This is a genomic window from Haloprofundus salinisoli (assembly GCF_020097815.1).
Classification (GTDB): domain Archaea; phylum Halobacteriota; class Halobacteria; order Halobacteriales; family Haloferacaceae; genus Haloprofundus; species Haloprofundus salinisoli.
Genome location: NZ_CP083664.1, coordinates 24,266 through 47,531, shown reverse-complemented (window position 1 = coordinate 47,531; position 23,266 = coordinate 24,266). Strand labels below are relative to the sequence as shown.

The window sequence follows — 23,266 nt, the reverse complement described above, 5'->3', positions numbered from 1 at the left end:
GAGAACGCAAGCGGTGTCTTCGTCGACATACTACCGCTAAACACGAGCACAGAACAGCGATGGCGGAAACTATATGACGTGTGTTCACGACACACAAGTCTGTGTCGAGTAGTATTACCATGCAGACGGAAGTTCCGCGGGCAAAATCAACAAAGGAACAGACATGAAATTCGGTGTTTTCCTCAATCAGTACTACGAGGAAGAGGGGTCGTTCGCTGCAACCGACCTGCTCGAACAGGTCAAGCTGATGGAATCAGTCGGCTTCGATTCGGCGACGGTCGGCGAACGCCACGTGCACGAAGAAGGGTTCGTCGAGCCGCTGACGATGCTTGCTGCGATTGCCGCCGAAACCGAGACTCTCGAACTTGGGACGGCTGCGATGCTTCCTGCGCTATACAACCCTCTCCATCTGTCCGAACAAGTAGCGATGATAGACCAGATCTCCGGCGGGAGGATGTCCTTCGGGGCAGCACTGGGCTATCGGGAACGTGAACTCACGCCGTTTGGGGTCGACATGGATGATCGTGTGAAGATGTTCATCGAGTCGCTCACCCTCCTTAAGCGGCTCTGGACCGAAGACGAGATCACTCATGACGGTGATTTCTGGACATTCGAGGATATCTTCATCAGTCCTCGTCCGGACAATCTCCCAATCTGGATCGGTGGTCACGCTGATATTGCGATCAAACGCGCCGCCTATCGTGGAGACGCCTGGATTGCAAGCGCCTCGTCAACCACGGAAGATCTTGAGGCACAAATCGACGTCTACGAGGACGCACTTGATGAGTTCGACATGAGCCGCGAGGAAAACGACGTCATCTTGATGCGTGACTGCTTCGTCGCCGATTCCGTTGAGGAAGCACGCGAAAGCATCGAGCCATACCTCCTGAACCTCTATCAACTCTACGCGCGATGGGGACAGACCTACCTTGACGAACACGAGATCGAAATCGACTACGAGGAACTTGACGAGAAGTTCGTTATCGGAACCCCAGAGCAGTGTGTCGAGCAACTCCGTGAATACGAGGAACTGGGGGTAGACCACGTCCTCATCCGATGTCAGTTCCCAGGGCAGCCACAGGAGTCGGCACTCCACTGTCTGGAACGCTTTGGTGAGGAGGTCATCCCGGAGTTCGACTGAGATGACAGCCCCAACTGTTGGATACGTCGGACTAAACCACCACCACGCCGAACCATACCTTCAGAGCCTCGCTGAACTCCCGGTCGACGTCACTTGTGTCTGTGAACCTGATGAGACATTTGACGTCACGTCGGTTGAGGCAGTAGCTCACGTGCCGAGTTACGATACTGTCACACAACTACTCGAAAATGAGCGACCCGATGTGCTCTGGGTATCACTCTCGAATCGAGACACACCTCGTGTCGTCGAAACCGCGGTTCAACACGGGGTCGACGTTTATACCGAGAAACCGGTTGCACGGACGACATCAGAGTTAGAGCCACTCATCAAAACCGTCGACGCATCCGAGTCGACGGTGGCCGTCTCCTACCCGTGGCGAAGCCATCCAGTCTCACAGGAATTACAGAAACGAAACGATGACGGCTTCTTTGGTACGCTGCGGTCCGTCGATGCTCGTTTCGTTGCCTCCAGTCTCCAGTATCGTGACGTCGATCACTATCTGTTCGACCGTCACGCAAGCGGCGGTGGCATCGTTCAGTGGCTCGGCATTCACTGGATAGACCTCCTTCCATGGCTCCTTGATGACCCAATAGTCGCTGTCAGCGCCAAGACTACGACGACGCATCCGGAGACGGAGGTCGAAGACGGTGCCATCGTACAATTCGAGTTAGCCTCTGGTGCACTCGGTACGCTCCAGTGTGGATACTACCTTCGCTCGGACCGGTACGATACGTCGATTAAAATCGATGGGATGGACGGCACCGCAGCATGGGATCCCATTGGGGATTTCTTCGGCTTCGACGACAAGACGACGCTCGAGCTCGAATCGAGTAAATCGTCATATCGAACCGCACCTCGACGGTTCATCACGTATGACTACAATCCAATACCAGGATATGGTGGTGGATTCGGGCTCGAATTCATGCAGCAGTTCCTCACTGCTCGTACCTCCAGAGATGTTGAAGTCCCTGCCTCACTGCAGGATGCGATGGTCGTACTTCGGGTGCTGGATGCGGTGTATGAGTCAGCCGAATCCGGCGAGTGGGTCACGGTGAGGTGACCGGAGCTCAATCTCTGTTTGAGATAGCCCGAACAGCCAAATACTCGCGCGCGAGAGAACGTATCATGCTACGACGACTCGAACTCTCCGGGGGCCCGCATGACCGAGGTATCACGCACGGAGAGGAACTACGCAACGAGATTCAAGCTAACGTCGAGACATATGTCGACCGATTCTCGAAGTTGGGGCTCGACGAGACCGCTCTGCGCGAGCGAACTGACCGCTATCTATCGCTTATCGAATCTTGTGATGAAGCCTATGCCACCGAAATGCGAGCCATTGCGGACGGAAGCGGACTCCCGCTCGAAGACATTGTGCTTCTGAACGCTCGCTATGAGATACGATACGCTGCTGCAGCTCGACAAGCGAAGAATACCTCGAAAAACACGGGTTCGGAGAGCAACGATCCGGATGTGACAGGCACTGACGGCTGTACGAGTTTCGGCATTCAGTCAGAGCGGACTGACAACGACCACTCGTACTTAGGGCAGAACTGGGACTTCATCCCAGGGCTTGAGCTGTTCATGATGGACGTTCGCCGTGATGGCGGACCAAACCATATCGCACTCTCAGAAGCAGGAATCGTCGGCGGGAAAATCGGCGTCAACGAAGCGGGCATAGGGATGGTTATAAACGGCCTTGCGAGTTCACGCGACGGTGACGATCCATACCGGACACCGTTTCACGTTCGCTGTCGGAAAGTCCTTTCGGCAGACCGCCTCGATGTGGCACTTCGGCCGCTCATCACCGAAGACTGGACCTGCTCGGCGAACTTTATGATTGGCCACAGCGTTGGCGAAATGCTCGATGTGGAAGTTGCTCCTAGAAGCGTCAACTATCACTATCCGACTGACCACCTACTCGTCCACGCCAACCACTTCGAGGCCCAAGACGACGTAGAGAGTATGCTCGAACGGTTGAATCCTCATACGCTATGTCGCGCACCTCGACTGAAGCGACTCCTCTCGGGACACGACGTCTTAGATGAGGCGAAGATGGTCGGTGCGCTGCGAGATCACTTCGGTCATCCGGCGAGTATCTGCAAACATCCCGACGAGAGCCTGCCAAAGCACCGATGGTTCCGCACAAACGCGAGCGTCGTTATCGATCTTACCGAACGACGCATGCGGGTTGCCGATGGTCCGCCCTGTGAATCCGAGTACCACGAGTACCGCGTGGCTGAGTAGCCACTCGCTGGCCGAATCTTGTTTCCGGTTCGAACTAAGATTTCAACTCCTATTGAGTTCAACATATTTTTGTTTTCGATCTTTTCGAAATAGTGTAGTTTTGGCTTATTGGCACAGTATATGAACTCACGTCCGACGAAGAATTCGGATCGGACAACTCTACCTCAACAAACTGACACCGATTCGTTTCCTCCACATAGATTACAATCTCGAGCGAATTGGCGCAAGACATGTTAACATTGGTTTCGGTTCTTTGATTGTAATCTGGATAGAGAGGATCGACCGAAGAAATCGAGCTTGAAAATCAAAGTATTTGATGTGTTTCTAAACTCTGGTGTTATGTTTTAATGTAGAAATCCTATACGAGTTGTTTCTCCACAGCAGATAACGAATTGGTTTCGGTGTCTCGACCCGTCTAAATTGCAGCAGTCTACTCAGCTTCGAAAAGACAGTGTCAGGCTGTGCCAGTAGATGACGTTGTCTTCTGACGAGAGTGATGTTTGCAGCGAATGATGGTAGGTGTAATCGATAAGGCGGCGAACCGTTTCCGGAATGGAAGTGGTAAAGGTTTTGGTCAACCTCAGTGGGTTCAGGTGCCAACAGTTGACCGGTGACCACACCCAACAGTACTACGAACACCTGACCAACGAAGAGGACCGTCGAGAGGTGACAGTATCACTGCGTAATAAAATCCGTACTGAACGCTCCGAAGCATCGCCGAGAGTGCCACTCGTAGGGACTAAGCTTGAATGCGGGGTTTCAGTCCGATGCCCTCAGCTAAGAGCTCGTGTGATCGAAGCCCGGTTTCGTGTTCGTCGACGACATGCTGAATCATCACTTCGTCGACACCGACACGGTCCGATAGCTGCTCTAGAAGCCCCGCGAGGGTTTCCGGGCTCCCAGAAATCGCTCGCGGCCACTCCCCAGCATCCAGCGTAGCGGGCGTCGGCTCAGGAACACCACCCAATTCGTCGATGGCCTCTTCGACCGACGGTCTCGTGCCAACGACCCCACGTTGGAGTCGCTGGAACGACGCCTCGGCCACCGCTCGCAGCCGTGCGGCCTCCTCATCGGTCGGCGCACACACTGCGTTCACCGCAATCATCCCCTGTGGTTCATCGCTACTACCGGCCAGTCGTGACGGCGTGAACTGACTGCGATACTCCTCGAACGCTTGGGTGGCGAACTGTGGTCGAATAAACGCCGCAAAGCAGTACCGAAGCCCAAGCTTCCCTGCAAGCGCCGCACTCGACGGACTCGACCCGAGTACCCACGGAACCGGCCGGTCTTCACCCGAGGACGGAATCTGTAGCTTGCTGTAAGGGTGTCCGTCGGGATACTCCTCATAGAGATGATTGACGACGGCCTCGATCTTCTCTGTGTGATCCTCGTCGGGATTTTCGACGTAGCGGTCGGTTCCGAGCGCCTGGTCGGCAGCCGGTGACCCGTTTGCCCGTCCGAGCCCGGCATCGATACGCCCCGGCGCGAGCGCGTCCAACGCACCGAACTGTTCGGCGACCTTGAACGGGCTATAGTGATTCAACAGTACCGCTCCAGAGCCAAGCCGAATCGACTCGGTCTCGCCAGCAAGACGCCCAAGCAGTACCTCAGGTGTCGTCCCCGCGAGGGTATCTGCCATTCCGTGATGTTCGGCCACCCAGAATCGAGAATATCCGAGTCGCTCAGCCTGCTGAGCGGTCTCAATAGTATTCGCATACGCATCAGTCGCAGTACCATCACGGGGAACGGGCGATAAATCGACGACAGAAAGCTCCATATCTGGCATCAGCGACTGCGAAGAATAACACTTGGGACTCATCAAGCCTTTGCCGCCAGATGAGTCACGAATCCCATCGACAGCGATTGTCCGCTAATTCGTCGCTACTGGATAGACAGCTCCATAACCTCTGGTACTCGGTGTCTGCAATCGTAATTGTTAGCTGAGAAATGCTACGCGACCGAATTGGAGTTTACTCGTGCCCCGACACCGGAATCGGCTCGTACGGTTCTTCGAGGTACTCGATATCGGAACCTGACAGGGAGATGTCGAGCGCTTCCACCGCGTCTTCGAGGTGTTCGATGCTCGATGTTCCGACGATGGGCGTCGTCACCCACTCTTTGTGGAACTGCCATGCGAGCGCTATTTGCGCCATCTTCACGCCCTTTTCCTCGGCGAGTTCCTGTACGCGTTGGTTTACCTCGGGCCCGCCACCCTTCGTGTAGCCGCGACCGAGCGACGACTCGTGTTCGCCGCGCGTCGTTGCGTCGAACGCTTCGTGTGGTCGTGCGAGGAATCCGGCCGCCAGCGGACTCCACGGCATCACCGCGAGATCCTCGTTCTCACAGAGCGGGAGCATCTCTCGCTCCTCCTCGCGGTATGCGAGGTTGTAGAGGTTCTGCATCGAGACGAACCGCTCCAGACCGAGGTCGTCGGACGTGTGGAGGGCCTCCGCGAACTGGTGTGCCCACATCGAAGATGCGCCGATGTGACGCACTTTTCCGCGGCGGACCACGTCGTCCAACGCGCGGAGCGTTGTCTCAATGGGCGTGTCATAGTCCCAGCGGTGAATTTGGTAGAGGTCCACCGTGTCCATACCCAACCGGTCAAGCGAGCTCTCCAACTCCTGTTCGATGGTCTTCCGCGAGAGACCGCCGGAGTTCGGGTCGTCCTCGTCCATCTGCCCGTACACTTTGGTCGCGACGACGAACTCGTCGCGGTCGTACTCCGACAGCACCTCGCCTAGAATCTCCTCGCTCTCGCCGTAAGAGTAGACGTTCGCGGTGTCGAAGAAGTTGATTCCGAGGTCGATGGCTCGCTCGATGAGTTCGCGGCTCTCTTCTCTATCGAGTGTCCACTCGTTCCCGTTCGTCCCGAAGCTCATGCAGCCGAGACAGATCTCGCTTACCGTGGTTCCGGTCTGACCGAAAGTGGTGTACTCCATAGCGATTCGATACACAGAAGCCGCAAAAAGATATGGCAGTGCCGTCTGTCCTGCCGGAACACCATCCCACTTCTGATTCTGGTCGACGATACCGGTGGCAAAGAGGTTGCTCCTGTGGGCTGAGAGTCGGACGTGTTTCGTCGTGGGGTTCCTCCGTACAACATACATCCAGGACCGAACGCACCGACACCCGGAGAAGACACATCACACCCAAGAGACTGGCGAGACGTCCTCTCGATGATCCTCTCCGAAATCGAAGAACGACAGCGAGCGTTCCGGACGGCCTGATTCACAAACCAAGACACTCCACAGCGAGGTAAGGGCCTGGGAATCGCCTCGAGGCTTCCTGTGATTTAGTCGGACACTCGCAGATGATTCTTCGAGCGCGCAGTCACGACACCCGATCACGACGTTTCCGTCATCCAGACTACTGATGTAGACCAGAGCAACGAAACACTCCGGTCGGCGCACGCCTCCTGGGAACGGTGTATAGTGAGATTTGGATGAGTCAACCGTCTCAGGTCAAGCCCGAAGTGCGCAATCTGCATCGAAGTTTGAATACCAGGAGTTATATTATATGAGGCGTCTATTACTCTCACAAGTACTCAATGACAGCGAACAACGGCCAAATCCAAACGACGCACATTGGAAGCCTCCCCCGACCGCCAGAACTGCTCGACCTCCTCAAGAAACGCCAGGATGGCGAAAATGTCGACCTCGAGGAGTGGAGCACAGTCGTCGCAGACGCTACGCGCGACGTCGTCGAGCGTCAAGTGGAGGTCGGGCTCGACAGCATCAACAACGGCGAACAGTCCCGTGTCTCGTTCAACTGGTACGTCGCAGATCGACTCAGCGGCATCGATGGCAAGCGCGAGCAGGAGCTCTGGGCAGACCTCCAGGAGTTCCCCGACTACGCCGAGGAGACGTTCAAGACGGACGTCATCGACCTCTCGATGCACCCTGTCGTCACCGGTCCCGTGGAGTACACCGGCCACGAGGAGGCCGAATCCGAACTCACGGGGTTCAAAGATGCGTTGTCGGCTGTCGATGTCGGTCTCGAAGAGACGTTCATCACATCGGCATCCCCCAGTGTCGTCACCGCCACGCACGCCAACGATTACTACGATTCCTACGAGGAGTACCTCTTCGCCGTCGCGGAGGCGATGGCCGAGGAGTACGAACTGGTCGCCGAGACCGGGGTCACTCTCCAAATCGACGCACCTGAACTCCTCACTGTGGGCCACACGGCGGCCTTCGCTGACGAGCCCCTCGAGGAGGTCAAGGGAGCCACGCGTCTTCACGTCGAGGCGCTCAACGAAGCGCTGTCGAACGTTCCGGAGGAACAAGTCCGACTCCACACCTGCTGGGGAAGTTACGAGGGACCACACCACCTCGACACAGATCTGGTCGAAATGCTTCCGGAGATCTACGAAGCCGACATCTCCGGACTCAGTATCGAGCAGGCAAACCCGCGTCACCAGCACGAGTATCGCGCGTTCACCGAACAGCCACTGCCGGATGGGTGGACGCTCATTCCGGGCGTCGTCGACGTGAAGACGAACGTCATCGATCACCCCGAGACGATCGCGGACCGCTTAGAGCGGGTCGCCGAAGCGGTCGACGATTCGACGCCACTGGTCGCCGCACCAGACTGCGGCTTCGGCACGCAAGCCGGTCTCGGAATGGTCGACCCCGAGATCGCGTGGGCGAAATTGGAGGCGCTCGTCGAGGGCGCTGAAATCGCAAACGAGCGCATCTACTAGCGCGGGCTCGTTCGACACGAGTTGGATTCCGGGCCAGTGCGCCGATGCTACTGCGTTCAGTAGCCAAATCGCTACGACAGCAACGAGTACTGGCCGGCTGCTAACTCGGGGTCCCGCATCACAGCCACGTCAGTAGAGGTCTGTAGCCACAGAGGAGAACACCCACTTCGGGGAGAGTTAATCGGCGTTCTGGGTGAAGTTCTCTAGGAGGCGGTCACCGAACACGAAGACGAGAAGTGCCCCGAAGAGGTTGAACACGAGATCTCCGAGCGTATCACGCGGACCGTAGTAGACGAGCATCGGTTCGATGCCGAAAGCTTCCGAGACTCGATGAATGGCGAGCTCCATCGCCTCCCAGAGCAGGCCTCCACTGACGATGGAGGCGAGGACGTCTCGGGCGGGATTACGACCGCGGTGACGGGATGCAGTGTGGACGAATCCGCCGAGAAGGGTGGCGGAGAGGACGTGGGTGAGATGGTCCCACCACCAAATCTCATCGTAGAGGTCGAGCATTCCGACAGCGTGAGCGAGCATCGCACACTCCGTGTATACCCGTTGCCACGGTCGGAATTCGACGTCGTATATTCGTTCGACGACACTCGGGAGATACGTTCCCAGAAACATGAAGACAGTGTTCACGACGGCGTTCGGATTTCGCTGCCGGAGTCCCTCAACGAACACGACGACAGTCGCGGCTCTGATGATATGCTCACTCGTTTGCATCGCTGAAGTTGGCGCCTCTCGTTTCATGAACAAGCTCTACAGTCGCTAAGGAGCTCCATGGAGATAGAAGTCTAGTAACACATTGTGTACTTCATCATGACAGTGACCTTCTCTGCACCTGAAGGCCGGAGGTCAGGATGGGCGTCTCGACACTACGAAAGTACCTCATCTGCAGTAGTACTCACGCGATGGACGTTGACGAAATGCTCAGTCGGGCCGGCAGACTGTTCTTTTCTGTGGGCCTCGATCGCCGTGGACACCTCGGTGAATTCACTGACAACCGCCGTTCGAAACGAGCAGTCGGTACAGACAAGTTTGTAGTGCGACTTCACTACGTCACTCCTTTAGATCCACAGCCTCGTCGACGTAGACTATGCCATCGCTATCGACGGAGACGTAATACCCGGAATAGATGAATTCGACTCTGAGCGGAGCCTCGCTCTGTCCATTTGTCTCGACGAGCGCGTTCAAGGCTTCAGGATTAAAGACCTCAGAAAGTGGGTCGAGTTCCGTAGAGTCGATGTCTTCGAGAGCGGCGATTTTCTCCATGACTGCCTGACTCGGCGCAACAGTCGTCGAATTCAGATTTGTGTCTTGAATCGTGCTCATCGGTTCAATGGCTAGATGAAGAGTTTATTCGGATAAATATCCGGCGGAATTATGACTCAGGAATCTATCGCAATAAACTCGGAAACGACAGATTCTGTCGATATACTCGAATCTTGCGCAGAACGCCCGAATCACGAACGATTCTGAACCGGCATCGTTGGTGTCGCTGGAACTCGGCAGTACGTCAACTTGGAATCGGAGAATTGTTGTATATATACAATACTGACGCGTCCGACACGCTATCGGTGATGCCGCAAGTCAATTCGAGCGTTTGTTTGCCCCGTCACAGTCTGAGGACGCATAATACCGGTGCAAATCCCCAATAAGGAACGAAATCCAGAGTCAGAGGCGAGAAAATTGAACCGCAGTTGTTGTGTCTCAGGAATAGAATTCCAAGTCAGATGAGGTCGCGCTGAAGGGCATACAGGCGGTTAGAAGTATGGAAGCAGTCTTGGTCACTACGCCGTGATATCGAAGCGTAAAACAGAGCAGAAGAGATCAGTGGATGTGTGTTATACGTCCGTTTTTATGAAATACTGTGTGGTCTCTTTCTCGTACAGTCGTTCCAGCACTAGTTTTCGATCGAGGCGGTAACGGATGGAGAGCTCTGTCCAGTGAATCGGTTCAGCGAATTCCCCACGGAGACGAATGGCGACTGAGCTCTTCAGAGGGGAACCGAGTCCAACGCCGTTCGGGTCGTGTGAACGTTTATCAATGCATAAAGATTCAGAAGTTCTGTCCACGGTACGGTCTAGTTTTCTCTCTCGAGACTACTGCTACAAAATGAACCAATCGTCAGAATGGATACCCGTTCTCGCAGCATGTTACAGATTGTCGTTTCCTATTACAGTATTAGCTTTGTAATGTCAACGGAGTATTGCCGAGTCCGCGTAGCATAAAAATATCCACTTCTCGTGAACAGCGAAATTCGACGATCAAGATGCGTTGTTCCGGCGCAACCCGATTCGTTAACCGATTTTTCAGGACCGGCAAGCAGGTTTCCGTACCCCTTAACTCTCGGTAGGACAGTCTAACAGGACACTTCCGTCCGGATTCTAACCCACTCTATCTAATAACTATTCGCGTCTCGAAAACAGTGGTTCGTACCTCCGTTTCTCCCACCGTTGACTTTCACCCACTGAGCGTTTGACTCGGGGCAGGACGGGGAAAACAGCGGATGCGGCCGTGAGATAGCGACGCAAGCCCGGTCACAAACAGTTTTGGTGATTCCGTCTGACCGATGGCTATGACGAACCGGAACACTGGACGGGTGCTCCAGACGACCGCGCTCTCCCTTCAGTTAGTCGAGCACATCCTCGAGCTGAAGGGCGCAAGTCTGGCCGAACTCGCAGAGGTATCGGGTCTCGCAAAGAGTACCGTCCACAGTCACCTCAACACGCTCGCAGAGCACGGATACGTTATCAGTGAGGACAATCGGTACCACCTCGGCGCGAAGTTCTGTCACCTCGGCGATTACGTCAGAACCCGAAAGGAGTACCGGCGCATCGCGGAAGAAGCGATCGCTCACCTTTCGCAGGAGTCGGCGCTAGAGGCGGACTTCGCCGTCGAGGAGAACGGCCGCATCGTCTCGCTGTACGGGGACCTCGATTTTACGAACTTTCCGCAGTTTCTCGTCGACGGGAGCCCTTTTCACATCCACACGACGGCTTCGGGAAAGGCCATCGTCGCCGAGTACCCGCGAGAGCGGGTCCAGGAGATAGTCGACCGATGGGGACTTCCTGCGGCGACGGAACGCTCGATTTCGACGGAGGAGGGACTGTTCGACGAACTCCAGCAGGTCCGCGAGCAGGGGTATGCCGAGAGCGACGGGGAGGGTATCGAAGGTCTTTGGGCCGTCGGTAAGGCGGTGAAATCTCCCCGCGGGGAAGTGTACGGCTCGCTGAACCTCTCCGGTCCATCCTACGCTATCGACGGTGATACGAAGGCGGCACAGGTCGAGCTGCTGAACAAGGCGGTAGCGACGTTCGAACGAGAGGTGGCGGAGATGTATGGCGCGCCGTCGGGCGAGGAGGGTGTCTGAGCGCGAACTGAGAGAACAGAACGATCGGCGAATCGTCGTCGTACTACACAGTCGTCGCGTCGTCCGGCACCACACCTTCGTTCGTCCATCCGCGGCGTTCGTAGTACTCGTCGAGCGCTGTCTCGAAGCCCGGGATCTCGTAGGGGAGCGCGTCGTCAGAGCGGTCGAATCCACGCTGGTTGTTGAAGTGGCGTTCGAGCGTGACGACTCGGTTGCCCACGTCGAGCAGCTCCTCGAACTCAGCGCCGAACAGCATCTCGTACCGTTCCGGCGTCATGTAGTCACGGGAGAACTTACAGACGACGCCGCTGTCGTTGAGCGCCATCTGGTTTTCCTTCTCGATGAGGCGCTGGGGCTTACCGTCGAGTCCGGTCGGATCCATCGCGTCGTCTTCCGGGACGAGGGGGTACTCCTGCGAGTAGAAGACGGCATACATGTGGTCCGCGCCGCGGTTCGCCACCGCGTACGAGAGTCCCTGTCCGTGAAGGACGCGTCCCTCATGGGCGGCGAAATCGAGGCCCTTGACCGTCCAGTTCTCCACGCCGAGTTCGTCGTGGACGCGGTCGATTCCTTCTGCCAGATCGTCGCCCACGCCCTCACGGTGGGCAATCTTCTCGACGAGGTTCCAGATGAGTTCGCGGTTGCCGAACTCGTCTTCGGCCGCGAGGTAGGCGGCGATAGTGTTACCCGCCGAAATGGCGTCTAATCCGAGTTCGTCGCACAGTTTGTTGGATTTCATCACGTCGACGATGTCGTCGACCCCCGAGTTCGAGCCGAACGCCATCGCCACCTCGAACTCCGGACCCTCGGTCTCGACGCCACGTTCCTCGTCTCTCGTCGGAAGTTTGCAGGCGAACGCACAGGCCGAACAGGTCCCTTTCTTGTACTTCTTCGACTCGACGGCGTCGCCGTTGATACCCTCGACACCCTCGAACTGCTGCTCGGAGAAGTAGTACGAGGGAAGGCCGTCGATTTCGTTGGCGAGGTCCATCACCGCGACTGTTCCCTGCCGTTTCATGATGTGGTCGTCGGTCGCTGCCTCGCGGTGAATCTCCATCTGCCCCGACGGGATCTCGATGTCGGGTGCAGAGTCGCCCTCGAAACTTATCGCCTTCACGTTCTTCGAACCCATCACCGCACCGAGTCCGCCGCGGCCGAACGCGCGTTCGTCGCTCGTCATGATAGAGGCAAATCGAACACGATTTTCGCCCGCGGGGCCAGCGACGGCGAGGTTCTCGACGCCGAGCCCATATTTCTCGTCCATGTACGCACCTACCTCTGAGACGGTCGCGCCTTCGAGTTCCGGCACCGCCTCGAACTCGACGCCCTCGTCGGTGACGTGGAGGGCGAGCAGTTCATCGCTCGCGCCGACGAGTTCGACCGCGGCGTACCCCGTATCGGCGAAGTTTCTGGACATGAACCCGCCGGCGTTCGACGAGACCAATCCGTCGGTGAGCGGCGAGACGCCGGTGCAGTTCATCCGCCCGGTGAAGCTCATGTTCGACGCCTGCATCGGTCCCGTGGCGAAGAACAGGCGGTTCTCCGGACCGAACGGGTCGGCGTCGAACGGAATCCGGTCGTGTGCGAGCTTCGTCGCAACGCCCCGGCCGCCGATGTATGATTCGAGGACGTCGGCGATAGATTCGGTTCGACTCTCTCTGGCGCTGACATCGACCGTCAGAAGCGGTCCAGCTGTGTGTAGCATTACCGTGAGGGTCGGTCGCGCGCCATCAAAGTGGTTACGGATATTGTGTACGTCTTCCATGGGAATCGTGGACAACATTTTTATGACTGTTCCTCATGGTCTCGAACATGACCGCAGGGCCACCCATAGATGAATTGCATTACGACGACGCACCGAACGTCGACTCCGTTCCGGGACCGAACTCCCGGGCACTGCTGGAGAAACAGCGTGAAATCGACAGCAGCGCGGTGGCGTACCCCGAGGATATCCCCATTGCCTTCGAGGAGGGGAAGGGCGCGACCGTCCGCGACGTCGATGGCAACACCTTCATCGACATGTTCGCGGGCATCGGCGTGTTGAACGTCGGCCACGCGAATCCCTACGTTCTCGAAGCGGTCCACGAGCAGGCAGACAAACTCGTTCACACCGTCGACTTCCCCACCGAGGCTCGCCTCGAACTCATCGAGAAACTCGACGAGATCGCCCCCGGTAGCCTCAGCGGCAACAACCGAGTCGTCTTCGGCGGGCCGACCGGCAGCGACGCCATCGAGGCGTCGATAAAACTCGCCAAGTACAACACGGAGGGAACTGGTCTGGTCGCCTTCCGCGGCGCGTACCACGGCGCGACCAGCGGCGCGATGAGCCTCACCGGCAACAAAGGGTTCAAAGGACACTACACGCCGCTTCTCGCCGACGTCACCCACGCGCCGTACCCGAACCCATTCGAGCAGGGCAAGGACCCACAGGAGGCCGTCGACCACGCGCTCGAAGAGGTGCAAGCCATCTTCGACGACCCCTACGGCGGCTTTGCGAACCCGGCGGGCATCTTCGTCGAGCCCATTCAAGGCGAGGGCGGTGTCGTCGCTCCCCCGAAGGGGTTCCTGAAGGGCCTTCGGGACATCGCCGACGACAACGACGTGCCGCTGGTGTTCGACGAGATACAGAGCGGCCTCGGTCGCTCCGGGCAGTGGTGGGCCAGCGAGTGGTACGACGTGACCCCCGACGTCATGACATCGGCGAAAGCGCTCGGCGGCACGGGCTTTCCGTTGTCGGCGACGATGTACCACGAGGACCTCGACACGTGGGGGTCGGGCGACCACGCCGGAACGTACCGCGGCCACGTCGTCGCAATGCGCGCAGGGACCCGCGCCATCGAGTACATCCAGGAACACGACCTGCTGGCGCACGCCCGCGACCTCGGCGACTACATCCGCACACGCCTCGAAGAAGTCGGGGAGAGCAACCCCCGCGTCGGCGAGGTTCGCGGCAAGGGGCTGTTCATCGGCGCGGCGCTCGTCGACGAGCAGGGACGCCCGGACGACGACGCGGCCGACGCCATCCAGGACTACTGCTTTGAGCACGGCGTCCTCATCTGGAAAGCCGGACGCCACGGCAACGTGCTTCGACTCCTGCCGCCGCTCGTGCTCACGGAGGAGTTGGCCGAGACGGCGCTCGACGTCATCGTCGACGCCATCGAAGCCGTCACGACCGAAAAACAGCGAGTCTGAATCCACTCCGACCACGACCGATTCCGGCCGTGCCGGGTTTCTACCACACCCAACCAAGAACTCACCAGAACGATGCCGACCCAACGAATCGTCACGGACGACGCACCGCGCAACGACAACCCCTACTCGCAGGGCGTCACCGCCGGCGACACGCTCTACGTCTCCGGCTACGGACCCGTCGACCCCGAGACGGGCAAAGAAGTCGACGGCGACGTACAGTCACAGACCGAACGAGTGCTGGAGAATATCGCTGCCGTCGTCGACGAGGCGGGTGGTGACGGTCTCAGCGACGTGGTCAAGGTGACCGTCTACCTCACCGACCTCGACGACTACGACCGCGTCAACGAGGCCTACGGCGCGATGTTCCCCGGCGACCCGCCGGCGCGTGTCTGCGTCGAAGTCTCGCGTCTCCCGGGAGACGTCCGCGTCGAGATGGACGCCGTCGCGTACCTCGGCTAAGACCTCTCTGCGACGCTCGACGCTCCAGCGTCGACTACCGAATCGCCTGACAGCGAGCGCCGCTCCGTCTTTTAGTCGTTCAGTTCTTCGAGTCGCCGGTCGCGGCGTTCGGTCGCGCTGTCAAGCCGCTCGATGAACTCCGACATCTGCGCTTTCATCTCCGAGCGAACGTCGGCCGCGGAGAACTCGTCGGAGTCGGCGAGCAGTCGGGTGAACGCGCGCAGTTCTTCGTCGGTGAGTTCGTCGAACTCGCCGTACTCGAGTTTGTCGACGACCGCGTCGACGTCGATTCGGCCGACCGGTTCGACGTTGAAGTCGACAGTGACCATCCGGTAGTCGGAGTCGGCGAGTTCCTGCTCGGCTTTGTTGACGCCCTGTGCGAGCATGTCCTTGAACGGCGTGTAGTAACCCATCGTCCCGAGATGGAGGAACGCAAGCATGTCGGTGATGCCCTGCGTGTACGCGTCGCGGGCGTCGTCGTCGGGGTTGAACACGGTCTCTCGGTCTCTATCTTCGAGATGTTCGAAGAGAATAGTGAAGTCGAGGATGGCATTTCGCAGGCGACGACGGATGCGGTTGCGTTTCTGTTTCTTCGAGTGCTCGGTGTAGTCCGTCTTCCGTCCGAGGAGGTACTCCCTGTCGCTGGGAGTGAGGATGCCGCGTCCGCGGTCCGCCGAGTAAGCGAGACTGTCGTGCGTCTCCGCGTCACCGGGGGCGTCTAGTTCGTCGGGGGCGTTCTCCATACACAGTTTGCGTGGACCGACGAAAGTAAGGATTTCGACCCACAGCCGGCTAATGCGCCCTCGAACTCCGTTATTCATGACAGAAACCGGAGCACAGAATCTGTATACCAAACCGCGAAGATATCCTTCTTCGTCACCGTGTCTTGCCAACTCAGGTGATGAGTACGGAGACACGTCGTTTCCGCAATCGGTGCCGACGCCCGGGCTCGGTGTCTGTAACGGCTGCGACCGTCGGTAGAATCAGAAGATGATAAACGGATACCGTATCCAGTGGTTTCAGTAGCCGTAATGTTTAACTGTTTGATTGTTGATTGGCATGACGTGCGACACCGCATAACACGGTGAGCGTTGATAGGGGACAGGCTCATGCATTCACGATTCAATCCACGCGGCGAACGAGACAGCGCACAGTGGGCAAACGACAAGACACCGCCCTATTCGAGCGGACCGCGATGTTGGAGCGAGCGGACTCCCATCCGGGGGAGAGGTGCTGACAGATGAGCGCTTCCGACGGCACGGGACCGGTCGGTCGCTTCCGCGAGGAGCTCGATCCGGTGGTGTTCCTCTTTGGCGCGACCCTGACGGTCGGCCTGATTGCGCTGTACTTCGTCAGACCGGGCCTCGTTCAGTTGGGCATCAACACCGCTAACGGCGTAATGAATCAGTACCTCAACTGGGCACTGCTGGTAATCGTCTTCCTCGTCGTCGTCTTCCTTCTGTTCCTGATCGTCGGCCCGTGGGGCAACGCCACGCTCGGCGACGAACCGCCGGAGTACAGCTTCCTGTCGTTCTTTGCGATGCTGTACTCGGCCGGATTCGCCGCGGGTGTCGTCTTCTGGGGACCGACCGAGGCGCTGTTCTACTACGATAACCCGTCGCCGCTTTTCGACGTGTCGGCCGGGTCACCGGAAGCGATGGTCATCGCGGTCCAACAGACGCTGTTCCACTGGGCGCTCCCGCAGCTCGCAGTGTTCACGATTATGGGAATCGCCATCGGCTACTTCGCCTACAACTACGAGCACATTCCGTTGCGAGTCTCGTCGGCGCTCGCCCCGCTCCTCGGTAAGGACAACCTCGACGGCGTCGCGGCGAAAGTCGTCGACATAATCGCCGTCTTCGCGACCATCGGCGGTGTAGCGACGTCGCTGGGATTCATCGGGAGCCAGTTCATCACCGGACTCGACTACCAGTGGGGTATCGACCTCGGGAGCACCGGCGTCATCCTCGTCGTGACGATGATGACGTTGCTGTTCACGCTGTCGATGGTGCTCGGGGTCGACAGGGGTATCCGTCGACTCTCGAACTTCAACATGATTCTGTTCGGGATCTTGACGGTGGCGACGTTCATCATCGGTCCGTCGGTGTTCCTGGTGCTGCTCGGGACGCAGGCGGTCGGCGGGATGATCACCGATTTCGTCTCGATGAGCCTCTTCACGGGTGCCGGCGCGATGGGTGCCGGAAACCCCGAGGCTACGGAGTGGATGAACAGCTGGACCGTCTTCTACTGGGCGTGGGCGCTCTCGTGGTCGCCGTTCGCGGGTCTGTTCATCGCGCGCATCTCGAAGGGTCGGACCGTCCGCGAGGTCGCGTTCACCGGCATCGTCGCCACGTCGGCGGCGACCATCCCGTGGTTTACCGTCGTTGGTGGCTCGGCCGTCTGGGCCCAGCACAACAACGTCACTGACCTGCTCGGTCCGATCGGAACGCACGGCGAGGCCGTCGCAGGCTACGCGCTGTTCGAGGCGTTCCCGTTCGGTTCAGTGTTCATGATCGCGTTCATGATACTCGTGACCACGTTCTTCATCACGTCGGCGGACTCCTCGACGCTTGCGGTGTCGATGATGACGACCGGCGGGAAGGCCAGCCCCTCGAGCATCAACCGGATCTTCTGGGGCGTCGTCCTCGGAATGTTCGCCGCGATTCTGATGACCCTCGGCGGCGTCAACGCGCTGCAGTCAGCGGTCATCATCACGGGCGCGCCGTTCGCGTTCGTCTGTCTCCTCGCGCTGCTCGGACTCGTCAAGGAGTTCAGCTCGAACTACGGCCGTGTGTTGCTTCAAGACCGGACGACGCTCATCGGGTCGCCGAAGAAGACCGACCAGACCCCGACGGCCAAGAAGCCCACGACCGACGACGACTGACTCCTTCTGACGTTTTTGGAACGATTGCGAGCGCACCAGCGTCAGTGATGATATCAGTCCATAACAAGTTTTAATGTACGCCGTACACGTTCTTTGTGTATGAACAGGGATACCGCGGAGCCCGATACAGCTGCGCTTCCCGGACCCAACGCGCGCGAGTGGATCGAGTTTCACACCGAACACGCCGCCCCAAGTGAGTACTCCCACGAGTTCGTCTGGGATGTGACTGCCGAGGCCGACGGCCCGTTCGTCACCGACGTTGACGGCAACGTCCTCCTCGACTTCACCTGCCATATCGGCGCGGCTCCGCTCGGCTACAACAACGAGAAAATCCTCTCGAAACTCCGCGAGTTCGACCTCGTTGAGCCGATGAAGATCGCCGGCCAGGACATGTACTTCGGCGCGGGAGCGGACCCCGACACCGCAGAGTTCCCCGGCGCGAGCCACCTGATGGAGAAACTTGTCGACGTGTCGAGCCAGTACGGAATGGACACGGTTTTCCTCTCGAACTCCGGCGCGGAAGCCGTCGAGAACGCCGTGAAGATCACGCACGACCGCAACCCGACTGCGAAGTACGCCTACGCGTTCGACGGGAGTTTCCATGGTCGAACCCTCGGGACGCTGTCGCTCACGTTCTCGAAGTCGGTTTACACCCGCCACTACCCCGAAATCGCCGGCGTCAGGACGATACCGTTTTGCGACTGCGCCGACGCGAACAACTGCAACTGCGGGTTCGTTCGTAAGAACGGCTCGCAGTTACGGAACGCGCTCGAACCCGAGGGCGGTCACGTCGACCCCGACGAGGTCGCCTTCGCCATCCTCGAACCGATTCAGGGCGTCGGCGGCTACCGCTTCCCGAACGAGGAGTTCATGGCCGAGGTGGGCGACGTCTGCGAGACGTACGACATCCCGCTCGTCGTCGACGAGATCCAGTCGGGCATCGGGCGAACCGGCGAGATGTGGGCGTCGGACCACTACCCCATCGAGCCCGACGTCATCGCGAGTGCGAAGGCACTGCGCGTCGGCGCGACCATCTCGAAGACGGATATCTTCCCCAAGGAGAAGAACCGCCTCGGGTCGACGTTCGGCGGCGGCGACCTCCTCGCCTCCATGCAAGGGGCGTTCACGCTCGAAGCCATCGAGGAACACGACCTCCTGGAAAACGCGACCGAGCGCGGCCGTCAAGCCAAGGAGCTGTTACGCGACGACGCGCCCGACCACGTCGACGATATCCGCGGCAAGGGACTGATGCTCGCCGTCGAGTTCGACACCAAGGAGCGTCGTGACGCCGTGGTTCAGGCGGCGCTGAAACGCGGCCTGCTCACCCTCGGCTGCGGAAAGAAGACGGTTCGTCTACTGCCGCCGCTGGATTCGACCGAACGCGAGATAGCACTGGGAATCGACATCTTCACCGAGGCGATGGACGACGTCGCCTCCAAGGCACTGGCTTAACACAGACGGGACGTACTCGAAGAGCGACCGGAGAGGGAACACGGCAGAAAAACGCGTGACGGCGGAGAACCGTCAGCTATACTCGCTCGTTCTCTATATCTCCGTGTCGAGGCTGTGCCTTACGACGCTGACTCCGTCCAACGCGTCGAGTGCGGCCACCACGTTGCGGAGGTGATCGAGGCCGCTCCCCTCGACGCCGAGGCGAACTGGTGTCCGGTTGAGGTCGGCGACCGCCGTGCGTCGGGTGCGTTCTAACACGCCGAGTTCCGCCCCTTCTTTCTCGACGACATCGGTCACGCCGCCGAGAACCGTCGGCCATCCGTCGAGTTCCAGGCGGACCTCGGCGTAGCGACCGAGTCGTTCGAGGCCGACCCGACACAGTTCGGCGTGGTCGGTGAGATTCGCGTTCCCGCCGGAGACGACCGCAGCGACTCGCTCGCCGTCAACCTCGACCGCTCCCGAGAGCAGCGCCGCGACCGGGGCCGCACCCGCTGCCTCGGCGACCGTCTTCGCCCGCTCGGCGAGTAATGTCGTGGCGACGGCGATGTCGGCGTCACTCACCGAGACGACGTCGTCGACGCGCTCGCGGACGACGGCGAACGTTTTCTCCAGCAGTCGGGCGTCGGCGATACCTTCGGCGACGGTGTCGACCTCCGAGAGCATATGTATCTCGTCGCGTTCGAGCGAGGGTTTGGCGTGGGCGGCCCCCTCGGGTTGGACGCCGACGACGCGGATGGTCTGGTCGTGGGCTTTCATCACCGTTGCGATACCCGAAATCAGTCCGCCCCCGCCGATGGAGACGAGGACGGTGTCCACGTCGGGCATCTGTTCGACGAGTTCGAGACCGACGGTCCCCTGGCCGGCGATGACGCACTCGTCGTCGAAGGGGTGGACGAACGCCAGTTCCTTCTCGTCGGCGAGTTCCAGCGCGTGCTCGTACGAACGTTCGTAGTCGCCACCCTCGACGACGACGTCGGCCCCGTAACCGCGGGTCGCCTCGATTTTCGCTGCCGGGGTCACCTCTGGAACGACGATAGTTGCGTCGACGTCGAGCAACCGTCCGGCGAGTGCGACCCCCTGTGCGTGGTTGCCGGCGCTGGCGGCGACCACACCGGCCTCCTTCTCTCCCTCCGAGAGTTGGGCCATCGCGTTGTACGCGCCGCGAATCTTGAACGACCCCGTCCGCTGGACGTTCTCCAATTTGAGTCCGACCGCATCAGCATCGCTGCGCTCTGCGAGCGTCGTCGACCCGTCGAGCGGCGTCCGGTGGACAGCGTCCGCAAGGCGTTCGCGGGCGGCCTCGACGTCGTCGACGGTGACGATGTCGGCGGCGGACGGTACGTCGCCGGATGAGCCGGACGCGTCGGAGTCTCCGGACGGTGAACTCACGGTCCGTCCTCCGCGACGGCGAGAATCGACTCCGTGAGCAGTTCGACGCCGGTTTCGAGGCTGCGCTCGTCGACGTCGAACGTCGGCGTGTGGTGACTCGTCGGGTGGTCGGTACCGACGATGAGATACGACGCGAGTCCGTCCTCCCGTTGTACGCGCTGCATCAGGAACGTCGCATCCTCGCTCGCGCCGAAATCAGCAGTCGGGACGACGGTGTCGACACCGCCAACGTCCCGGGCGACGTCGGCGACGACGTCGACGAGTTCGGGGTCGCTATCGGCGCGCGGGCTCTCGCTCGCGATGGTCACGTCGGCCGCACAGCCGTGCATCTCCGCGGCCGTCTCGAACGTCCGTGTGAGCTCTTCCTTGGCGTACTCCATCAACGCCGTCGTTTCGCCGCGGGCCTCGGCGACCGCCCCTACGTCTTCGGCGATGATGTTGCTCGCCGTTCCGCCTTCGATTCGCCCGACGTTGATGCGGGTCATCCCGTCGGCGTGCCGCGGGATACCATAGACGTTCTGGATGGCGGTTCCGAGCGCTTGAATCGCGTTGTCTCCGTCTTGCGGCGCTTTCCCGGCGTGCGCTGACGTGCCTGCGATGTCGACCTCGACGTGACACATCGCCAGCGGTCGCTCGATGCCGGCAACGACCTCGCCGGTCGGGTGATCGAGTCCGACGTGGACGGCGAACAGGTAGTCGAGTCCCTCGGCGTACTCGCTTTTCGCCATCGGACAGCCGCCTCCGGAGACTTCCTCGGCGGGCTGGAAGAACGCGACGAGTCGGCCCTCGAACTCGCTGTTCGCTATCGCTTCCACGGTGGCGAGCCCCCAGGTCATGTGGGTGTCGTGGCCGCAGGCGTGCATCGTCTCGCCGGTCTCCGAACGGAACCCCTCCGCGGCCGGGACGTGGTCGCCGTCGTCAGACTCCTCGATGAACAGCCCGTCGATGTCGACGCGGAGACCGACCGTCGGCCCCTCGCCGCGGTCGAGGACGGCGATGGCGCCCGTGTTGCCGCCCGCCATCTTCTCGAGGAGGTCGTCGTCCACACCGCGTTCGCGGGCCCGGTCGTACCACGCTTCGACGCGGTCGTCGGACGGAACGGCCATCCGGTCGTCGGGGTCGTACGCCTCCGGTCCGACCGCGAGTTCGTCGACCCCGATAGTCCGGAGTTCCTCGACGAGCCGCGCGGTCGTCTGGAATTCGCACCAGCCGGGTTCCGGATACCGGTGGAGCTCTCGTCGCAACTCGCTCAGTCGCGCTCGTACAGACTCGGCCATGCGCTAGTGTGACAGTGACCACGCACTTAACTGTGAACGATTTTCGTTGATGGCGGTTACACAAAAACACTAAGTCGCACTCTCACGATGGTACGAGCATACGCACCGGACCGATGGCGCGGGTCGCGAGTGTCGACCAGCCCGACCGCCACTATCCGGCAGAGAGCACTCAGATGACCACAAATCCCGACGTCGTCGTCCTCCGCGAGGGGACGGAAGGACTCTCGATGGAACCGTACGCCGAGGTGCTGCGTGAACGCCTCCCGGACCAGACGGTCGCGCTCGCTCGAACGCCGAAACAGGAACGCGAACTCGTGGCGGAAGCGCGAATCGTCACCGGAATCAGCGTCGACGAGGAACTGCTCGCGCGCGCCGAGCGCCTCGAACTGTTCGCCTGCACGTTCGCCGGTACCGACCACCTGCCGATGGACGCGCTCGCCGACCGCGGCGTCGCCGTCACCAACGCGGGCGGCATCCACGCGCCCGGTATCGCCGAGCAGGCCATCGGAAACATACTCACCTTCACCCGTCGACTCCACGAAGGGTGGCGACGAAAGCAGCGTTCGGAGTGGCGTCACTTCCAGTCGCACGAGTTCACGGGGAGCACGGTCACCGTCATCGGTCTCGGCTCGATCGGTGAGGCGCTCGTCCAGCGCCTGCAGGGATTCGAGGTCGACACCATCGGCGTCCGTTACACCCCCGAGAAGGGCGGGCCGACCGACGAGGTCGTCGGCTTCGATGAGGATGCGATTCACGACGCGCTCTCGCGCAGCGAGTACGTCGTTCTCGCCTGTCCACTCAACGACCTGACCCGCGGCCTCATCGGTGAGGAAGAGTTTGCGACAATGGGGCCCGACGCGGTGCTCGTCAACACCGCCCGCGGCGGCATCGTCGATACCGACGCGCTCGTCTCGGCGCTGCGCTGGAACAAGATTCGCGGCGCTGCACTGGACGTAACCGACCCCGAACCACTGCCGGCCGACCATCCGCTGTGGGACCTCGAAAACTGCCTCATCACGCCACACACGGGCGGTCACACGCCGAATCACTGGGACCGTCTCGCCGACATCGTCGCCGAGAACGTCGACCGCCTCGACGCGGGCGGCGAACTGGTGAACCAACTACTCGCACCGGAGTCGGCCTGACC

The 23,266-nt window shown here is 59.9% G+C and carries 18 protein-coding genes; 10 read left to right on the top strand and 8 right to left on the bottom strand.

All coding sequences use genetic code 11. The features are described from left to right. Positions 1 to 163 precede the first annotated feature (163 nt). The 3 genes from LAQ73_RS15945 (at position 164) to LAQ73_RS15935 (ending at position 3,388) form a co-directional block, all read left to right on the top strand. Positions 164 to 1,141 (top strand): LLM class flavin-dependent oxidoreductase, encoded by a 978-nt coding sequence (locus LAQ73_RS15945; protein ID WP_224270985.1) that lies wholly within the window; start codon positions 164 to 166, stop codon positions 1,139 to 1,141. Between the two features lies 1 nt (position 1,142). Next, entirely contained in the window at positions 1,143 to 2,201 is a 1,059-nt protein-coding gene (locus LAQ73_RS15940; RefSeq protein WP_224270984.1) for a Gfo/Idh/MocA family protein, read from the top strand. A 65-nt stretch (positions 2,202 to 2,266) separates the two neighbouring features. Next, a complete protein-coding gene (locus tag LAQ73_RS15935; RefSeq protein ID WP_224270983.1) occupies positions 2,267 to 3,388 on the top strand; it encodes a C45 family autoproteolytic acyltransferase/hydrolase in 1,122 nt (373 codons plus the stop codon). A gap of 739 nt (positions 3,389 to 4,127) precedes the next feature. Here the strand turns inward: LAQ73_RS15935 and LAQ73_RS15925 are convergent. After that, positions 4,128 to 5,165 carry an LLM class flavin-dependent oxidoreductase gene (locus tag LAQ73_RS15925; RefSeq protein WP_224270982.1) on the bottom strand — a complete coding sequence of 346 codons (1,038 nt, stop codon included), beginning with the start codon at positions 5,163 to 5,165 and terminating at the stop codon, positions 4,128 to 4,130. A gap of 193 nt (positions 5,166 to 5,358) precedes the next feature. Further along, positions 5,359 to 6,330, bottom strand: coding sequence for an aldo/keto reductase (locus LAQ73_RS15920; protein ID WP_224270981.1), 972 nt, complete (start codon positions 6,328 to 6,330; stop codon positions 5,359 to 5,361). A 608-nt stretch (positions 6,331 to 6,938) separates the two neighbouring features. Here LAQ73_RS15920 and LAQ73_RS15915 point away from each other — a divergent pair. Beyond that, on the top strand, positions 6,939 to 8,093 hold the full coding sequence (locus LAQ73_RS15915; protein WP_224270980.1) for a cobalamin-independent methionine synthase II family protein: 1,155 nt from the start codon (positions 6,939 to 6,941) through the stop codon (positions 8,091 to 8,093). A 177-nt stretch (positions 8,094 to 8,270) separates the two neighbouring features. On the opposite strand, the gene LAQ73_RS15910 is transcribed toward LAQ73_RS15915, so the two are convergent. Both LAQ73_RS15910 and LAQ73_RS15905 read right to left on the bottom strand, forming a co-directional pair. Next, positions 8,271 to 8,816, bottom strand: coding sequence for a DUF2238 domain-containing protein (locus LAQ73_RS15910; protein ID WP_224270979.1), 546 nt, complete (start codon positions 8,814 to 8,816; stop codon positions 8,271 to 8,273). 336 nt (positions 8,817 to 9,152) lie between these two features. Further along, positions 9,153 to 9,425 carry a HalOD1 output domain-containing protein gene (locus tag LAQ73_RS15905; RefSeq protein ID WP_224270978.1) on the bottom strand — a complete coding sequence of 91 codons (273 nt, stop codon included), beginning with the start codon at positions 9,423 to 9,425 and terminating at the stop codon, positions 9,153 to 9,155. Between the two features lie 1,246 nt (positions 9,426 to 10,671). Here LAQ73_RS15905 and LAQ73_RS15900 point away from each other — a divergent pair. Next, positions 10,672 to 11,466, top strand: a complete 795-nt coding sequence (locus tag LAQ73_RS15900) for an IclR family transcriptional regulator (RefSeq protein WP_224270977.1) — start codon at positions 10,672 to 10,674, stop codon at positions 11,464 to 11,466. 43 nt (positions 11,467 to 11,509) lie between these two features. Here the strand turns inward: LAQ73_RS15900 and LAQ73_RS15895 are convergent, their stop codons facing one another. After that, the gene (locus tag LAQ73_RS15895) at positions 11,510 to 13,171 is read right to left on the bottom strand and encodes an aldehyde ferredoxin oxidoreductase family protein (RefSeq protein ID WP_224270976.1); all 1,662 of its coding nucleotides are present in this window, start codon (positions 13,169 to 13,171) and stop codon (positions 11,510 to 11,512) included. Between the two features lie 107 nt (positions 13,172 to 13,278). On the opposite strand from LAQ73_RS15895, the gene LAQ73_RS15890 reads away from it, so the two are divergent. Together LAQ73_RS15890 and LAQ73_RS15885 are read left to right on the top strand one after the other, a co-directional pair. Next, a complete protein-coding gene (locus LAQ73_RS15890; RefSeq protein ID WP_224270975.1) occupies positions 13,279 to 14,658 on the top strand; it encodes an aspartate aminotransferase family protein in 1,380 nt (459 codons plus the stop codon). Between the two features lie 72 nt (positions 14,659 to 14,730). Further along, the gene (locus LAQ73_RS15885; RefSeq protein WP_224270974.1) at positions 14,731 to 15,117 is read left to right on the top strand and encodes a Rid family detoxifying hydrolase; all 387 of its coding nucleotides are present in this window, start codon (positions 14,731 to 14,733) and stop codon (positions 15,115 to 15,117) included. Positions 15,118 to 15,188: 71 nt separating this feature from the next. Here LAQ73_RS15885 and LAQ73_RS15880 read toward each other — a convergent pair whose 3' ends face one another. Next, positions 15,189 to 15,860, bottom strand: a complete 672-nt coding sequence (locus tag LAQ73_RS15880) for a DUF8102 family protein (protein WP_224270973.1) — start codon at positions 15,858 to 15,860, stop codon at positions 15,189 to 15,191. A gap of 497 nt (positions 15,861 to 16,357) precedes the next feature. Between LAQ73_RS15880 and LAQ73_RS15875 the strand changes: the two genes are divergently transcribed. Then, positions 16,358 to 18,001 carry a BCCT family transporter gene (locus tag LAQ73_RS15875; protein ID WP_224270972.1) on the top strand — a complete coding sequence of 548 codons (1,644 nt, stop codon included), beginning with the start codon at positions 16,358 to 16,360 and terminating at the stop codon, positions 17,999 to 18,001. A gap of 99 nt (positions 18,002 to 18,100) precedes the next feature. After that, entirely contained in the window at positions 18,101 to 19,453 is a 1,353-nt protein-coding gene (locus LAQ73_RS15870) for an aminotransferase class III-fold pyridoxal phosphate-dependent enzyme (protein ID WP_224270971.1), read from the top strand. Positions 19,454 to 19,546: 93 nt separating this feature from the next. Here LAQ73_RS15870 and ilvA read toward each other — a convergent pair whose 3' ends face one another. Both ilvA and LAQ73_RS15860 read right to left on the bottom strand, forming a co-directional pair. Further along, positions 19,547 to 20,842, bottom strand: a complete 1,296-nt coding sequence (ilvA, locus tag LAQ73_RS15865) for a threonine ammonia-lyase (RefSeq protein ID WP_224270970.1) — start codon at positions 20,840 to 20,842, stop codon at positions 19,547 to 19,549. After that, complete coding sequence (locus LAQ73_RS15860) at positions 20,839 to 22,119, bottom strand: amidohydrolase (protein WP_224270969.1); 1,281 nt, start codon at positions 22,117 to 22,119, stop codon at positions 20,839 to 20,841. Before LAQ73_RS15860 ends, ilvA begins: the two co-directional genes overlap by 4 nt. A gap of 173 nt (positions 22,120 to 22,292) precedes the next feature. On the opposite strand from LAQ73_RS15860, the gene LAQ73_RS15855 reads away from it, so the two are divergent. Further along, a complete protein-coding gene (locus tag LAQ73_RS15855) occupies positions 22,293 to 23,264 on the top strand; it encodes an NAD(P)-dependent oxidoreductase (RefSeq protein WP_224270968.1) in 972 nt (323 codons plus the stop codon). The last annotated feature ends 2 nt before the right edge of the window (positions 23,265 to 23,266 follow it).

Coding starts and splice junctions, on each gene's coding strand:
- LAQ73_RS15945 (WP_224270985.1), top strand. CDS start 164: ATGAAATTCGGTGTTTTCCTCAATCAGTACTACGAGGAAGAGGGGTCG.
- LAQ73_RS15940 (WP_224270984.1), top strand. CDS start 1,143: ATGACAGCCCCAACTGTTGGATACGTCGGACTAAACCACCACCACGCC.
- LAQ73_RS15935 (WP_224270983.1), top strand. CDS start 2,267: ATGCTACGACGACTCGAACTCTCCGGGGGCCCGCATGACCGAGGTATC.
- LAQ73_RS15925 (WP_224270982.1), bottom strand. CDS start 5,165: ATGGAGCTTTCTGTCGTCGATTTATCGCCCGTTCCCCGTGATGGTACT.
- LAQ73_RS15920 (WP_224270981.1), bottom strand. CDS start 6,330: ATGGAGTACACCACTTTCGGTCAGACCGGAACCACGGTAAGCGAGATC.
- LAQ73_RS15915 (WP_224270980.1), top strand. CDS start 6,939: ATGACAGCGAACAACGGCCAAATCCAAACGACGCACATTGGAAGCCTC.
- LAQ73_RS15910 (WP_224270979.1), bottom strand. CDS start 8,816: ATGCAAACGAGTGAGCATATCATCAGAGCCGCGACTGTCGTCGTGTTC.
- LAQ73_RS15905 (WP_224270978.1), bottom strand. CDS start 9,425: ATGAGCACGATTCAAGACACAAATCTGAATTCGACGACTGTTGCGCCG.
- LAQ73_RS15900 (WP_224270977.1), top strand. CDS start 10,672: ATGACGAACCGGAACACTGGACGGGTGCTCCAGACGACCGCGCTCTCC.
- LAQ73_RS15895 (WP_224270976.1), bottom strand. CDS start 13,171: ATGCTACACACAGCTGGACCGCTTCTGACGGTCGATGTCAGCGCCAGA.
- LAQ73_RS15890 (WP_224270975.1), top strand. CDS start 13,279: ATGACCGCAGGGCCACCCATAGATGAATTGCATTACGACGACGCACCG.
- LAQ73_RS15885 (WP_224270974.1), top strand. CDS start 14,731: ATGCCGACCCAACGAATCGTCACGGACGACGCACCGCGCAACGACAAC.
- LAQ73_RS15880 (WP_224270973.1), bottom strand. CDS start 15,860: ATGGAGAACGCCCCCGACGAACTAGACGCCCCCGGTGACGCGGAGACG.
- LAQ73_RS15875 (WP_224270972.1), top strand. CDS start 16,358: ATGAGCGCTTCCGACGGCACGGGACCGGTCGGTCGCTTCCGCGAGGAG.
- LAQ73_RS15870 (WP_224270971.1), top strand. CDS start 18,101: ATGAACAGGGATACCGCGGAGCCCGATACAGCTGCGCTTCCCGGACCC.
- LAQ73_RS15860 (WP_224270969.1), bottom strand. CDS start 22,119: ATGGCCGAGTCTGTACGAGCGCGACTGAGCGAGTTGCGACGAGAGCTC.
- LAQ73_RS15855 (WP_224270968.1), top strand. CDS start 22,293: ATGACCACAAATCCCGACGTCGTCGTCCTCCGCGAGGGGACGGAAGGA.